This window comes from Pseudorhodoplanes sp. (assembly GCF_046289595.1).
Classification (GTDB): domain Bacteria; phylum Pseudomonadota; class Alphaproteobacteria; order Rhizobiales; family Xanthobacteraceae; genus Pseudorhodoplanes.
Window position 1 is genome coordinate 1 of the sequence record NZ_JBKBVB010000043.1, and the last position, 14,046, is coordinate 14,046.

Below are 14,046 nucleotides of genomic sequence, written 5' to 3' on the forward strand. Positions count from 1 at the left end.
CAGCACATCGGCAAGGCCGGTATCCAGCACCTCGCGCAGCTGGTCGAGAGTGTCGACCTCGATCTCGATCTTGACCAGATGACCGACAACGGATTTGGCGCGTTGGAGCGCGGCGCGAATGCCGCCCGCGACCGCAATATGATTGTCCTTGATCAGCACGGCGTCGTCGAGGCCGAAGCGGTGGTTGAAGCCGCCGCCGCAGCGCACGGCGTATTTCTGCAAGGCGCGCAGGCCGGGCGTGGTCTTGCGGGTGCAGACCAGCCGTGTGTTGGTGCCTTTCAGCTTCTCGACAAGCGAGGCGGTCGCAGTCGCCACGCCGGACAGATGGCCGGCGAAATTGAGCGCGGTCCGCTCCGCCGCGAGAATGGCCCGGGCATTGCCCGTCACCGTCATCAACGCGGTCATTATTGCGACGGCGTCACCGTCGCGCGCATGCGGGACGATCTGCGCATCCGGCGCGAGCCTTCGGATCACGGCCTCGACCAGCGGCAGACCGGCGATGCGGCCGGGTGCGCGCGCGACCACGATTGCGCGGGCCTGCGCATCCTCCGGCACGGTCGCAACCGAGGTGACGTCGCCGGCACGGCCGAGGTCTTCGGCGAGCGCGCGCGTTACTGCCCCATCGATCTCCAGCGGCGAGATGAAGGCGTCGGGGCAGTAGAGCGACGATGCCGGCGGCGCGACCTCAGAACGGCGCAGCGGATTAAGCATGGCCCAGCCCTCAGTTCTTCAGGTTGATCATGCGCTCGACCGAGCGGCGCGCCTTTTCGGCAATCGCCGGATCGATCACCACCTCTTCCTTCATATAGACGAGGCTTTCCAGAATCTTCGGCAGCGTGATCCGCTTCATATGCGGGCACAGATTGCATGGCCGCACGAACTCGACATCCGGCAGCTCGGCCTGAACATTGTCGGCCATCGAACATTCGGTGACCATGACGACGCGCTTCGGCTTCTTGTTGCGCACCCAGTCGATCATGTGAGCGGTCGAACCGGTGAAGTCGGCCTCAGCCAGCACATCTGGCGGGCATTCCGGATGGGCGATGATCTGCAGATTTGGATCGGTACCGCGATACATGCGCAGCTCGTCGCCGGTGAAGCGCTCATGCACTTCGCAGGCGCCTTTCCAGGCAATGATTTTCACGTCGGTCTGCGAGGCCACGTACTTTGCAAGATACTGGTCGGGCAGGAAGATCACCTTGTCGGTGCCGAGGCTCTCGACCACCTGCAGCGCATTCGAGGATGTGCAGCAGATGTCGCTCTCTGCCTTCACCTCGGCGGAGGTGTTGACGTAGACCACGACCGGCACGCCCGGGTAACGCTCGCGCAACAGGCGTACGTCGGCCGCAGTGATCGCCTCCGCAAGAGAGCAACCGGCGCGCAGGTCCGGGATCAGAACGGTCTTTTCCGGGTTCAAGATTTTCGAGGTCTCGGCCATGAAATGCACGCCGCCCTGCACAATGACGTCGGCCTTCACCTTGGTCGCCTCGCGGGCGAGCTGCAGCGAATCGCCGACGAAATCGGCGACGCAATTGTAGATTTCAGGCGTCTGATAATTGTGCGCGAGGACCACCGCATTGCGCTCGCGCTTCAATTCGTTGATCGCCTTCACATAGGGCGCAAAGACCGGCCATTCGACCGCAGGCACCACGGACTTGATGCGCTCGTAGAGATGCGCGGTTTCGCGCGCGACCTGCTCGTTCCATTCCAGCTTTGGCATCGGCAGCACGCCGAACTTGCGCGCAGCCGCGTCCGATCCGGCCGGCAGCGGCGCCGCAACCGGCTGCAGTCCGTTTGCAGGACCCTGCAATTCAAGGAGCGGCATGTCGGCCTCCCACACTTTGAACGCACACGGTGCGTTACGAGCTTCCTTATATGCTCAACTTGAGCATATCTAGATACAAAAACTGCCGGCACAAGGTGGCCGGTTCCAATCTGAGCCTGTCAAAGCCGGATAATTATTCTCAATCCGAGCAAAACGACTATATCACTAACCTTATCATCGCGCCAGTCGGAAATTGCGTGGCAGCTTTGCTAACGGCATTTGGGCGCGGCGATCGGCAATTTCGCTGCGCGCTTGCAACGGCAATCCGAGGGTTGTCCGGCCGTTCCCACACGAGACCTTTCGCCGCAAACCGGAGCCGCAAATCGCCGGCGCTGCAATGCCCTGCGCAGCGAAAACCCTGCGTTCAAAGGCCCCTGTACCGCAAGGCCCGGTCAGCGCCGGCGTTGCGATACAGGCGTTCCGCCGCGCATCTGGATCTGACAGGCCGGGGTCAGCCGCTTCAGATTGCGCGACAGGCAATTCTCGATGGCATGGACGAACGGGATGAACTCGCTGCAGAATTTGAAGGCGTCGCCCTCGCAGGCCTCGCGCTGGGCGATGGTGCCCTGTGCTGCGGCCTCGCTTGGCATACCGGCAAGCATCGCAGTGCAACCGAACAGCAGCGCAAAAGCGGTACATCGAAGCGTCTGAATCATGGTCTGAACCCTCACCCTGCGAATCGCCTGCGCCAAGTAAGTCTACACAACGGGCCGGTGCCTTCCGCACCCGGCCCCGGGTGGGCGAGCCATGAGCGAAACGGATAGGCTCTATCACCAAGTTTCGTTAGGGCAGGGGCCGGCCCGTCTCTATGTTCGCTCCTGATGCGGCGAGCCGCCGCAAGGCTTCCGAGTAGCGATCGATGACGGACAAGAGCGCGGGTGCCTCCGGCATACCCTTGAAAACATGGCGCACGCCGCTGATCGTCATTGTGGCGGGCTGCGCCATCTCCCTGATCTCGTTCGGGCCGCGCTCTGCCACCGGCCTGTTCATGCAGCCGATCAGCGATGCCAATGGCTGGGGCCGCGATGTCTTCGCGCTCGCCTTCGCGGTTCAGAATTTGCTGTGGGGCCTCGGTCAGCCGGTCGCCGGCGCCATCGCCGACCGTTTCGGGACGCTCCGGGTGTTGGCGGGCGGCGCGCTGATCTATGCGGCTGGCCTCGTGCTGATGGCCTATTCCACCACGCCGCTTACGTTCAATCTCACCGTCGGCGTCTTGATCGGCTTTGGCCTGTCGGGCTGCTCGTTCAACCTCGTGGTGGCGGCGCTCGGAAAGCTCGTACCGGAGAACCGCCGTTCCTTCGCCTTCGGCGCCGGTACCGCGGCTGGGTCGTTCGGGCAATTTCTGTTCGCGCCGCTCGGCGCCATGCTGATCGCAAGCTATGGCTGGGCAGTCGCGCTGTTCGCTTTCGCTGCGGCTGTCCTGCTAATCCTGCCGTTCTCGATTGCGCTTGCCACACCGCCGGCCCAGACCGCCGCGCTCCCCGGTTCGGATGTGCCGCAATCGCTGCGTCACGCTTTGGCGGAGGCGTTCGCCCACCGATCCTATGTGCTGCTGGTGCTCGGTTTTTTCACTTGCGGTTTCCAGCTCGCCTTCATCACCGCGCATCTGCCGGCCTATCTGGTGGACCGCGGGCTTTCGGTGCAGGTGGGAGGCTGGGTGATTGCCACCATCGGCCTTTTCAACATCGTCGGCTCGCTCGCCGCCGGATGGGCCGGCAACAGGATGCCGAAGCGTTATATCCTCGCGTTCCTCTACTTCGCGCGCGCTTTGTCCATTGCGATCTTCATCAGCGTGCCGCTGTCGACGACCTCGGCCCTGCTGTTCGCCGTGTCGACCGGGCTGACCTGGCTCTCAACCGTGCCGCCGACCTCCGGTCTGGTGGCTCTGATGTTCGGAACGCGCTGGCTTGCCATGCTGTTCGGCTTCGCGTTCTTCAGCCATCAGGTCGGCGGCTTCCTCGGCGTCTGGCTTGGCGGTCTGGCTTTTGAGATGACCGGCTCCTACGATCTGGTCTGGATGCTCTCTATCGCCTTCGGTATTGCGTCGGCTATCATTAACCTGCCGATCGTCGAGAAGCCGGTGAACCGGCAAGCGCCCCAACCCGTTCCCGCAAGGGTTACACAATAAGCCGCAAGAGCCGTTTGATGAGCGAAAGCCTGAAGCGCGCGGCGTGGCAGTCTATCCCGCTCGTCATCGTTTGCGGCTGCCTGATTTCCATGCTGGGATTCGGCCCGCGATCTACGCTCGGCTTTTTCCTGACGCCGATGTCGGCCGCCCATGGCTGGGGCCGTGACGTCTTCGCGCTCGCCATCGCGATCCAGATGCTCCTCTGGGGCGCGGCGCAGCCTTTCGTCGGCGCCATCGCCGACCGGTTCGGACCAGTGCTGGTGCTGTGCGTGGGAGCATTGCTCTATAGCCTCGGTTTCGCCTGGATGACCTACGCGGCGACGCCGGGCACCATGTATCTTTCGGCGGGCGTCCTGATCGGCTTCGGCCTTGCCGGCGCTTCCTTTACGGTGGTGATCGGCGCATTCGGTAAATTGCTGCCGGTCGAGTGGCGGACACTGTCGTTCGGGCTCGGCACCGCCGCTGGATCGTTCGGGCAGTTCCTGTTTTCGCCGCTGGCAGTAGCGCTCAATTCGGCGGTTGCCTGGCAGACCACGCTTCTGATTTTTGCAGGTACGATCCTCTTGATCCTTCCGCTGTCGCTGGCGCTCGCGCTGCCGCGCAATGTCGAGACGCCGGCGCAGCGCGCGGCTGCGCAATCGGTCGGTGCTGCCTTGCGCGAGGCACTGTCGCATCCGAGCTTCGTGCTCCTGGTGATCGGCTATTTCACCTGCGGCTTTCAGGTGTTCTTCGTCACCGTGCATCTGCCATCTTATCTGGTCGACCGCGGCTTGTCGGCCGATCTCGGCGCGTTCGTGATTGCGACGGTCGGCCTGTTCAATATCGTCGGGTCGATCGGCGCCGGTTACCTTTCGAATATGATGCCGAAGCGCTATGTTCTCGCGGCGATTTATTCTTTGCGCGCAGTTGCGGTTGCGATCTTCATCTCGGTGCCGGCGACCTCCACCAGCGCGCTCACCTTCGGCGCGGTGATGGGGCTCTTATGGCTGTCGACCATTCCGCCGACCAATGCGTTGGTGGCGCTGATGTTCGGAACGCGCTGGCTCACCATGCTTGCGGGCTTCGCTTTCTTCAGCCATCAGGTCGGCGGCTTTTTCGGTGTCTGGCTCGGCGGTCTCCTGTATGAGCGGACCGGTTCCTACGATGTGCTGTGGTGGCTTTTCATCGTGCTCGGCATCGTATCGGCGCTGGTCAATCTGCCGATCAAGGAGAAACCGGTGGCGCGTCTGGCGGGCGCCGCGGCGTGACCGTATCGCCGGACTTGACCCGGCGACCCATCGAACAAAAAATTCGATGATCGACTAGCGTTGATGCGCAAGTCGCATTCGCGCATGATGCCGGGGGAGGCTATCGTGTCCACTTTCAAAGCCATTGTCATCGACAAGGCCGAGACCGGCCAGAGCGTCTCGCTGAAAGATTTCGATGAGAAGGATTTCATGGACGGCGACGTCACCGTCCGGATCGAGTATTCCACCATCAACTACAAGGATGGGCTCGCCATCACCGGCAAGGCCCCGGTGGTGCGGCGCTTCCCGATGATCGCGGGGGTCGACTTCGCCGGCATTGTCGAGCAATCGTCGGATCGGAACTGGAAACCTGGCGACAGGGTGATCTGCAACGGTTGGGGCCTCGGCGAGACCCATCTCGGCGCCTATGCGCAGAAGGCCCGGGTGAAAGGCGGCTGGCTCGTCCGTTTGCCGGCGACGATGAGCGCGCGCGAGGCCATGGCTGTCGGCACCGCCGGCTATACCGCGATGCTATCGGTCATGGCGCTGGAGCAGGCCGGCCTGACCCCGGCGAAGGGACCGGTGATTGTCACCGGCGCCGCGGGCGGCGTTGGCTCGGTTGCGGTCGCGATCCTCTCCCGGCTCGGTTATCAGGTCGTCGCATCCACCGGGCGCATGCAGGAGGCGGATTATCTCAAAGACCTCGGCGCGGCCGAGGTGATCGATCGCAAGGAGTTTCAGGGGCCGGTCAAGCCGCTGGCCAAGGAGCGGTTTGCGGGCGGCATCGATTCGGTCGGCTCGACCACGCTTGCCAATGTGTTGTCCATGACCCGGTACGGGGGCGCGGTCGCGGCCTGCGGACTTGCGGGCGGTATGGACCTGCCGACCTCCGTGGCTCCTTTCATTTTGCGCGGAGTGTCGCTTTTGGGCATCGATTCCGTGATGTGTCCCATTGAGAAACGCATCGCCGCCTGGAACCGGCTGGAAACCGATCTCGACCGTCGGAAACTGGCTGCAATGACCAGTGAAATTCCGCTCGCCGCCGTGATCGAGAAGGCGCCAGCCATTATCGGCGGGGGGGTGCGCGGCCGGATCGTGGTCAATATCGGGTAACCATTCAGGATTTTGCTACGAAGTTTCGGCACATTTACCGGCTGTTATGGTAAGAGACGGGTTAAGAGGACCTGGTCTTGGATTTTGGGGGTCGGCATGTTGCGTTTCGGAGCCTTGATCGCGGTGGCGGCTGTGACCGCCGTACCCGCCCACGCCCAGCAAATGAATGCGCGCGAGGCGCGCGCCTTCGTCGTCGGCAAGCTGTTCAGCTATCAATGCTTCGAAGGAACGCGCGGTGCCGGCCGCATCATGGAGAATGGCGCGGTGGCCGGAACCATCCAGTTCCGTGGTAACGGCGCAACGCGCTACGCGGTGCTGCCCCACAACACCATCCGCGTGGTTGGCGACCGCGTTTGCGCATCGGTCAAGGGACTGCCGTTCGAGCCGTGCTTCAACCTGATCAAGACCTCGCATAACAGCTTCCGCGGATCGGTTTCCGGCATGGGCTTCGCCTATTGCGATTTCGTGCGGCGCGACCGCCCGGTAATCGCCTCGGTCGAGCCCCGCGGCCGCGCCGGTGCACCGATGGATCTGCATACCGGGTCGACACGGGCTGCGGCCTTCCCGAAGCCGATCGAGAGCAGCGATCTTCCGCCGGCCGAACAGGGCGCTGACACCAGGGCGGACGATCCGGAGCCCGCTCGCGCGGCCGCCTCCGCGGAGGTGTCTATGTCCGAAAAGCCCGAGCTGCGCTCGACCAAAGACTGAGCGCTTCCCCGCTCACCGCAAGGAGCGCTTGAGAGAGGGATCGCCGCGCACCCTCAGGTTTTTGCCGGGAAAATCATGCATGTCGTCGTGGCATGCGCGTAGAGTTTGCCGGCCGCATCCTTGATGTCGCCCTCCGACGTCGCGAGCGTGCGGCCGCGATGGATGAGGCGGCCTTCGGCGCGCACCGGGCCGGTCTCCTGCGTCAGCGGACGCACGAGATTCACCTTGATTTCCAGCGTGGTGTAGCTCTCGCCCTTTGCGAGCGTGGTATGGATCGCGCAGGCAAGGGCGGAATCGAGCAGCGTCATGGCGAAGCCGCCATGCACCGAACCGATCGGGTTGTAGTGCCGCAATTGCGGCTCGCCGGAGAAGACGGCGCGGCCTTCATCGACCTCTGTCAGCGCGAAGCCCAGCGTCTTCGCGATCGGCGGCGCGGGATATCGTCCTGACATCATGCCGCGCAGGAAGGTGAGCCCGTCCTGCTGCAGCAGGGTTTCGACCGGCACGACGCCATAGACGGTTTCGTTCATCGAGTCATCCGGACCATCAGGCGGACATCTGCCCGGCTGCGGCTTGTTCGGGAGGGCGTGGCGGAAACAGCAGGCGCTGATACAGCCAGCCGATTCCGATCAGCGTCAGGCCGAGGCAGATCAGCGACAGCGCGCGGAACACGCCTTCCACCCCGGCGAGATCGTAGAGAAACACCTTGGCGACGGTGAGCAGGACCACCGCCGCCGATGCGAAGCGGGCAGGTTGCGATTTAACGGCGATTCCGGCGAGCAGGAGCGCGACACCGAAGGCAAGCCACACCGCCGAATAGGCATATTGCTCGGCATCGCTGGTTCTGACTCCGCCGATCACCGGCCCGTGGAAGATCGTGCGCACTTCGAGCGTCAGATAGACCAGCGCCAGCGTGATCGCGGTGACAGCCGCGATGGTATAGACGGCCGTGGGCCGCGTCTTGCGGATCATCCGGGCGAGGATTGCCATCAGCACCGCCGGGATGCCATAGCCGATCAGCAGTGTGTTGAAGAATGCGCCTCCGACCGGCTCGCCCGTGATCACCGGATTAAAATGAATGCCGAGGCTGACCAGAATTCCCACCAGGGCGAGGGCGCCGATGATGCGGGCGGCGGCGTCGTGCACGACGCTGGCGGTGCGGACGCAGATACGTTCGAGCCCGATGGTCATGGCGAGCAGGGTGGATATCTGCAGGCCGATTTCGCCGAGGCTGGCCTGGGGCCGATACACGTTGCCGTCGTTCATGAAATGGCGGATCTGCAGCATCAGCGTGAGCACGGTGAAGGTGATGGCGGCCGATTCCACGCTGCGGGACGCGAGATCGTCGGCGCGCCGGCGCAGGATCCTGCCGCCGATCCAGAAGGCAAGCGCCGGCACGCCATAGCCGAACAGCAGCCAGTTGAAGATCGGAGTCTTGCCGACATCATCGCCGACGATGCGGGGATCCCAGAGGAGGCGCACCAGCACGAGCAGGACGAGCACAATGCAGATCTGACGTAGCAGCGGCAGCGGCCGCTTGTCGGCGACATAGGCAATCCCCGGAACCATCAGTGCCAGTGCGATGGTGAGCCAGCCGCGTTCGAGTGCGAAGGTGAAAGCGAGGGCCAGCGACGCAATGGCGCCCGCTGCGAAAATCGCAGTCGCCGCCGCGCCGCCCGGTGCAAATGTGCGCCGGTTCAGCATTTCGGTGGCCGCCGCGAACAATCCGGCAAGCGCTATTGCCAGTGCCGCAAACGGAATCGAGCGCACGAAGCCGGTGACGCCGTAATAGAGCGCGATCAGAACGATCAAAGGCGTCAGCACCGCCAGGCCGGCCCAGATCATGGCCGAATAAGGGTGCCGCACGCGTCCCTGGGCGAAATAGCCGGCCGCCCCGAACATCGCCGCAAGCGCCGATCCGAGCAACAGATGCGTACGCAGGCCTGCGAGCTTCGCCACCGGCGGCACCGCGGAATAAGGCCCGCCGGGCGACGAGATCACCACGAAAAAGTCCGACACCGACCAATGCGCCACGATCAGGACGCCGGCAAGTGCTGCCGCGCCAAGTGCGGGCGCGATCATCTCGCTGCGCCAGGCCGCACCCACTGTCGCCGCGCACAGCACGAACAGCACAAGGACGGCCGGATCGGCGTGCCGGTTGGCGACCACGACGAACAGCGCGCCGAGCAGATAGCAGCCGAGAACGCCGCTGGAAACCAGATCGAACCGCCCGCGCTCGGCTTCAGGGCCGAACAGCAAGCCGCTCGCGATCAGCGCCAGAGTCAGCGCAAAGCCAGCCACCAGGTGGAAGAGCTGCGGATGCAGCGCGCCTTGCGCGCCGAGCGGCAGCACCAGCCAGACCAGCGAGAACACCGCGGTGCTGATCGCCAGCCAGCGCCACCGCCGCGCGCGCGCCAGTGCAAAGGCCGCCGCCGTCACCACGGCCAGATAGAGATACAGCGCCCAGTAATTGGGATCCTTCGATCCGACCAAAGCCGGCGCAACGAAGGCACCGACAAGACCGAGCCCGGCAAGCGCGGGGCCATGCAGAAGGGCGGCGGCGAGGGTGGCCAGCGCCACCGCCGCCAGCAGAATGAAGGTCAGGCCGGGCGAGAGGAAATCATAGAGCGCGAACGCCGCATAGACGACGGCATAAGCAACCGTGGTGCCCGCGGCGGTCAAGACGCTTGGGATATGCGCGGAATTGAATTGCGGATAGCCCGCGAGAATTTCCCGCCGCCTTGCATATTCGCCAAGGCCAACGAGCGCCATCGCCAAAAGCGAACCCAGAATAATGCGCGTGCGCGGGCCGATCAGACCGGCTTCGATGGAATAGCGCACCAGAAACATGCCGCCGAGCGCAAGCGCAAGCCCGCCGATCCACACCACCCATTGGGTGCCGAAGCGGCGTTCTAAATCGCCATATTGGCGCGGTGCTTCAGGCGTGGCCGGGGCGGCAGGAGCCGCGACGGTATCCTCCGGTACTCGCTCAGCCGGAATGGACTGAGCCTCGATTGGAGCCGCCGGCGTCTGTTCGGCGGGGACCGGCGCTATTTCGGGCCGCTCGGGATGTGGTGACTCGCCTGCGGGGGCTGCGGGCTGCGCCGGTAGCGGCACGCGCGGGATCAGCGCGTCCAGCCGGGCGACTGCAGCTTCGAGCGCGCTGACCCGACCGCGCATCTTCATGACGGTGGCCAGCACCACGACCAGCACGACAAAGCTGATGAATTCCATGAGAATCGCCCGGATGGCCCAGCGGAACTCTATCGTCCGGACCGCGGGCAGCGAAGTCGTGCGGACCGTTTTCCCCGCCCGCTTCGCCTTGCATCACCGCCGGACCCCCAGCCGCAATCCGGGGGCGTGCCGTTCCTGCATCACCTCGCGGCGGAAGCGGAACAGGGCCGCCGGCCGGCCGCCGGTCGCGGTCGACATTTCGCCGGTGGGCTCGACGAGCTCGGTGCCTTCCACCAGCCTGCGGAAATTCTGCTTGTGCAGATGGCGGCCGGAAATGGCCTCGACCGTGCGCTGCAATTCGGTGAGCGTGAATTCCGCAGGCATCAATTCGAACACCACGGGACGGTATTTCAGCTTGCCACGCAGCCGTGCGATGGCGGTCGCCAGAATCCGCCGGTGGTCGAAGCGCATCGATTCGCCGAGACGGCCCTGCACTTCTGCAACGCGGCCGTCGCGCTGCGCTTCCTCGATCAGTCCAGCGCTGTACAGGAGCTCGTAGCGCTCGAGCGTTTTCTCCTCATCCCATGCGGTTCCGCCATGGCCAAAGCAAAGCCGAAGCCGTTCGGTGCGGCCGCTTCCGGTGCGCGCCCATCGGGTCAGCGCCGGAATGATCGCTTCATCGAGGATCGCCGGGCGGCCGTTGCGCCAGTCCTCCCATGGGAAGAAGCGATACCAGGGCTGAAAGCTCGCGCCCGCCGCGCGCAGGCCTTCCACATTGTCGGGCACGCGGGTGAGGGCGAGATAGCCGACGGAAACCATGTGCGGCCCGGTATCGCCGACGCGCGCATGGCGCCCGCGATCGCCGAAGGTATAGAGCTGTTCGACATAGCCGATCTCGAGCGCGGTCTGCGCCGTCACCCATTCGCGCAGACCGATCTCGAAGGTGCGATGTGAGAGCGGATCGAACGCACCGGAAGGCAGCCCCGCGGGCAAGTCCTGTCGCCCGGCTTCACCGGCCACCAAAACCTGCGGCTCGTCGTTTGTGACCGCAACGATCGCGGTGGTCAGTCCAATCTCGATCGGGGTACGGCCGGCCATCCGCTCACTCGAGGTCGAGCCGGAACGGATGGCCCTCATAGGCGGCAATACCCGGCCCGATGGCGCGGATGGCGCTTGTCATACGACCGTTGCGGCGCAGGATTTCGTCGGCGAGCGCGACCAGCCGGATATTCGGTTGCGCGGTCGGCGAAAAAGCGCGAATGGCGCGCGCGATGCTCTCCTCGCTGCGCTTCGGATTGAGCGCACAGGCGGCGATGAAGGCGCCTGCGGTCGAGCGGCTGATGCCGGCATAGCAATGCACCACGATCGGCGTCGTGCGGTCCCAGGCGGTGACAAAGTCGATCAGCTTTTCGACATGGCTTTCGTTCGGCGGCACATAGCCGTCCAGAACATCGACGATATCGTCCATGTCCAGAAGCAGGTGATTGGTCTCTTCGATCGAGGGCGGGCGGCGCACCATGCCGACGTCCTTGATCAGGGTGACGACGTGCTTCGCGCCGGTTTCGGCGACGGTCGGGTGCAGGCGGGCAAGCGAGCAGACGTGGATCATGTCACCAATCCGATTCGAAACAGGATATAACCACGACCTGCCGGACGGAAAAGTGTCAGCCGCAAAGCTTGGCGAAACGCTCCAGATAGCGGGCCTCTGCAGTCTCAGCGGGCCAAGGCGTCAGATAGTCGCGGATCAGCGCCGGCGACAGTTTCGGGGGCTGGCCGAAGAATTTCTTCGCCTCGTCTTCGGCAAAGCCGGCGAGCTTCGTTGCTTCCAGATAGGCGGCGGCCCTGTCGGCCTGCTTGATGGTTTTCTCCTGCGCTGCGGTGAGGGACGGCGGCAGGCCGAACCGCAGATGGATCGCCGCCAGCAGGCGCTGCTCCACCGCCTTGTAGGAATCGCCAATTACCGCCTTGAAGGGGGTGATCATGTCGCCGATCACATATTCCGGGGCGTCGTGCAGCATGATGGCGAGGCGCAGTTTGTCGTCCAGTGGGCCCTGCCGGCGGGCGATGGTGTCGACCAGGAGCGTATGCTGCGCCACCGAGAAGATATGCGCGCCGATGGTCTGGCCGTTCCAGCGTGGCACCCGTGCGATGCCGTGCGCGATATCCTCGATCTCGATGTCGAGCGGAGAGGGGTCGAGCAGATCGAGACGCCGCCCCGACAGCATGCGCTGCCAGGCGCGCGGCTTGGCGAACGAGCGCGCGGAGGGCTTGCGCACCGTGCTCATCTCTTCTTTTGTCCCAGCTTCGCGCATTCCTCATGCCGGTGGCATGTCACGAGGTGATCGTTGACCATGCCCACCGCCTGCATGAATGCGTAGACGATCGTGGGTCCGACGAACTTGAAGCCGCGGGACGACAGATCCTTGGAGATCGCGCGCGACAGCGGTGTTTCCGCGGGCACCGATTTCAGCGTCTTGAACGCATTGACCTTCGGCCGGCCATCGAGATGGCCCCAGAGCAAATTGGAAAAGCCGTCACCTTTCTCCATGATGTCGAGCCAGGCACGTGCCGACAGCACCGTGCCCTCGATCTTGAGCCGGTTGCGCACGATACCGGCATCCTGCATCAGCTCTTCGACCTTGCGCGGGGTATAGCGCGCGATCTTCTCCGGACCGAAACCGTCGAAAGCTTTACGGAAATTGTCGCGCTTGCGCAGGATGGTGATCCATGACAGCCCGGCCTGGAAGCCGTCGAGGATCAGCTTCTCGAACAGCGCGCGATCGTCATATTCCGGTACGCCCCATTCCTCGTCGTGGTACGCGACATAGAGCGGATCGTCCTTCGGCCAGGGGCAGCGCGCGAGGCCGTCCGGATGGGTGATGGCTTTCATCCGGCCGCTTTCGTGTCTTGCAGGAAATTGCCGAACGCACCCTTGCGCAGCCGCATCGGAATGCCGCCGGCCAGAAGCGGCGTGCCTGCGGCCATCGCATCGGCGACGCGATCGACGCGCAGCATCGCAAGACCGAGATTGCCGGACGAGGAACCCATGGTGCCGACGGTCTTGTCGCCCGCCATGACCGGCGTGCCAGCTTCGGCTGCGTGTGCGTCGAATTCCACCGGCACAATGCGGTTGCGCGCGGTGCCACGATGTTCGACGCGCGACACCACCTCCTGTCCGATGAAGCAGCCCTTCTTGAAGTCGACCCCGCCGAGCGTGTCGAGGTCGGCATCATGGGGAAACGTATCGCCATAGATGAAATCGACGCCGCCGCGCGGGATGCCGAGCGCGATCCGGTGCGCCTCGTATTCGGCTTCGCCGACCAGTTCCGCGCCGAGATCGGCCGCAGCCTCAGGCGCGACATCCGCGGGGATCAGCACCCGCTGGCCAAGGGCAGGCAGGCGCGGGTCGCGGTAATCGAGGCCGTATTCGGTCTGGCCGATGCCGTCCCAGGCGGCGAGCACCGCAAGGCCGTCGAGCGTTTCGATCGTCACCTTGGCGCGCAGCCTGTAGAAGGTGAGCTTCTGGGCGAGGTCGGCGAGGAGCGCTTTTGGCGCATCGATGAAAAAGCCGCCGCCATCCGCGGCCGGGGCCTCGATCACCTGGAAATCGGCGATGATCTTGCCCTGCGGGGTCAGTAGCGCCGCATAGCGGGCATGCCCCGGCGTCAGGGTGCCGATATTGGCGGTGACGAGATTATGCAGAAAATGCCGGGCCGGATCGCCCGACACCCGCAGGACGCCACGATCGGAGAGCAGGGCCGCTTTCATTGTTCTTTCAATCGATTCCCGTTGCGCAATCGGCCGTTTCCGTCTTGCCAGAATTTGTGGTGAAACGTAAGGCGCTGCATGATCTGACGAATAATAGGCACCTA

14 protein-coding genes are annotated in these 14,046 nt (G+C 64.2%); 4 read left to right on the plus strand and 10 right to left on the minus strand.

Annotation, left to right across the window (positions count from 1 at the left end; translation table 11 throughout):
- From nadC to ACK41X_RS11065, 3 genes are all read right to left on the minus strand, one after another.
- Positions 1–711 (minus strand): carboxylating nicotinate-nucleotide diphosphorylase (gene nadC / locus ACK41X_RS11055; RefSeq protein ID WP_409722695.1); only part of this gene is annotated, 711 nt, incomplete at its 3' end.
- Positions 712–721: 10 nt separating this feature from the next.
- Positions 722–1,825, minus strand: coding sequence for a quinolinate synthase NadA (nadA, locus tag ACK41X_RS11060; protein WP_409722698.1), 1,104 nt, complete (start codon positions 1,823–1,825; stop codon positions 722–724).
- A gap of 392 nt (positions 1,826–2,217) precedes the next feature.
- Positions 2,218–2,481 carry a hypothetical protein gene (locus ACK41X_RS11065; protein WP_409722701.1) on the minus strand — a complete coding sequence of 88 codons (264 nt, stop codon included), beginning with the start codon at positions 2,479–2,481 and terminating at the stop codon, positions 2,218–2,220.
- A gap of 203 nt (positions 2,482–2,684) precedes the next feature.
- On the opposite strand from ACK41X_RS11065, the gene ACK41X_RS11070 reads away from it, so the two are divergent.
- From ACK41X_RS11070 to ACK41X_RS11085, 4 genes are all read left to right on the plus strand, one after another.
- A complete protein-coding gene (locus ACK41X_RS11070; protein WP_409722704.1) occupies positions 2,685–3,953 on the plus strand; it encodes an MFS transporter in 1,269 nt (422 codons plus the stop codon).
- A 17-nt stretch (positions 3,954–3,970) separates the two neighbouring features.
- Entirely contained in the window at positions 3,971–5,200 is a 1,230-nt protein-coding gene (locus ACK41X_RS11075; RefSeq protein WP_409722706.1) for an MFS transporter, read from the plus strand.
- A gap of 105 nt (positions 5,201–5,305) precedes the next feature.
- The gene (locus ACK41X_RS11080; RefSeq protein WP_409722709.1) at positions 5,306–6,292 is read left to right on the plus strand and encodes an MDR family oxidoreductase; all 987 of its coding nucleotides are present in this window, start codon (positions 5,306–5,308) and stop codon (positions 6,290–6,292) included.
- Positions 6,293–6,388: 96 nt separating this feature from the next.
- A complete protein-coding gene (locus ACK41X_RS11085) occupies positions 6,389–7,000 on the plus strand; it encodes a hypothetical protein (RefSeq protein WP_409722712.1) in 612 nt (203 codons plus the stop codon).
- 53 nt (positions 7,001–7,053) lie between these two features.
- Here the strand turns inward: ACK41X_RS11085 and ACK41X_RS11090 are convergent, their stop codons facing one another.
- The 7 genes from ACK41X_RS11090 to ACK41X_RS11120 all read right to left on the minus strand — a co-directional run bounded on the left by ACK41X_RS11090 (position 7,054) and on the right by ACK41X_RS11120 (position 13,942).
- A complete protein-coding gene (locus tag ACK41X_RS11090; protein ID WP_409722715.1) occupies positions 7,054–7,530 on the minus strand; it encodes a PaaI family thioesterase in 477 nt (158 codons plus the stop codon).
- A 16-nt stretch (positions 7,531–7,546) separates the two neighbouring features.
- On the minus strand, positions 7,547–10,234 hold the full coding sequence (locus tag ACK41X_RS11095) for a DUF2339 domain-containing protein (protein WP_409722718.1): 2,688 nt from the start codon (positions 10,232–10,234) through the stop codon (positions 7,547–7,549).
- Between the two features lie 93 nt (positions 10,235–10,327).
- Entirely contained in the window at positions 10,328–11,272 is a 945-nt protein-coding gene (locus ACK41X_RS11100) for an NUDIX hydrolase (RefSeq protein WP_409722720.1), read from the minus strand.
- Positions 11,273–11,276: 4 nt separating this feature from the next.
- Positions 11,277–11,783 carry a tyrosine phosphatase family protein gene (locus ACK41X_RS11105; RefSeq protein ID WP_409722723.1) on the minus strand — a complete coding sequence of 169 codons (507 nt, stop codon included), beginning with the start codon at positions 11,781–11,783 and terminating at the stop codon, positions 11,277–11,279.
- Between the two features lie 55 nt (positions 11,784–11,838).
- Positions 11,839–12,459, minus strand: coding sequence for a YfbR-like 5'-deoxynucleotidase (locus ACK41X_RS11110; protein ID WP_409722726.1), 621 nt, complete (start codon positions 12,457–12,459; stop codon positions 11,839–11,841).
- Entirely contained in the window at positions 12,456–13,064 is a 609-nt protein-coding gene (locus tag ACK41X_RS11115; protein ID WP_409722729.1) for a DNA-3-methyladenine glycosylase I, read from the minus strand. The genes ACK41X_RS11110 and ACK41X_RS11115 overlap by 4 nt, the downstream gene beginning before the upstream one ends.
- Positions 13,061–13,942: a YgfZ/GcvT domain-containing protein gene (locus tag ACK41X_RS11120; protein WP_409722732.1), complete on the minus strand. Its 882-nt coding sequence runs from the start codon at positions 13,940–13,942 to the stop codon at positions 13,061–13,063. The genes ACK41X_RS11115 and ACK41X_RS11120 overlap by 4 nt, the downstream gene beginning before the upstream one ends.
- Positions 13,943–14,046 lie beyond the last annotated feature (104 nt).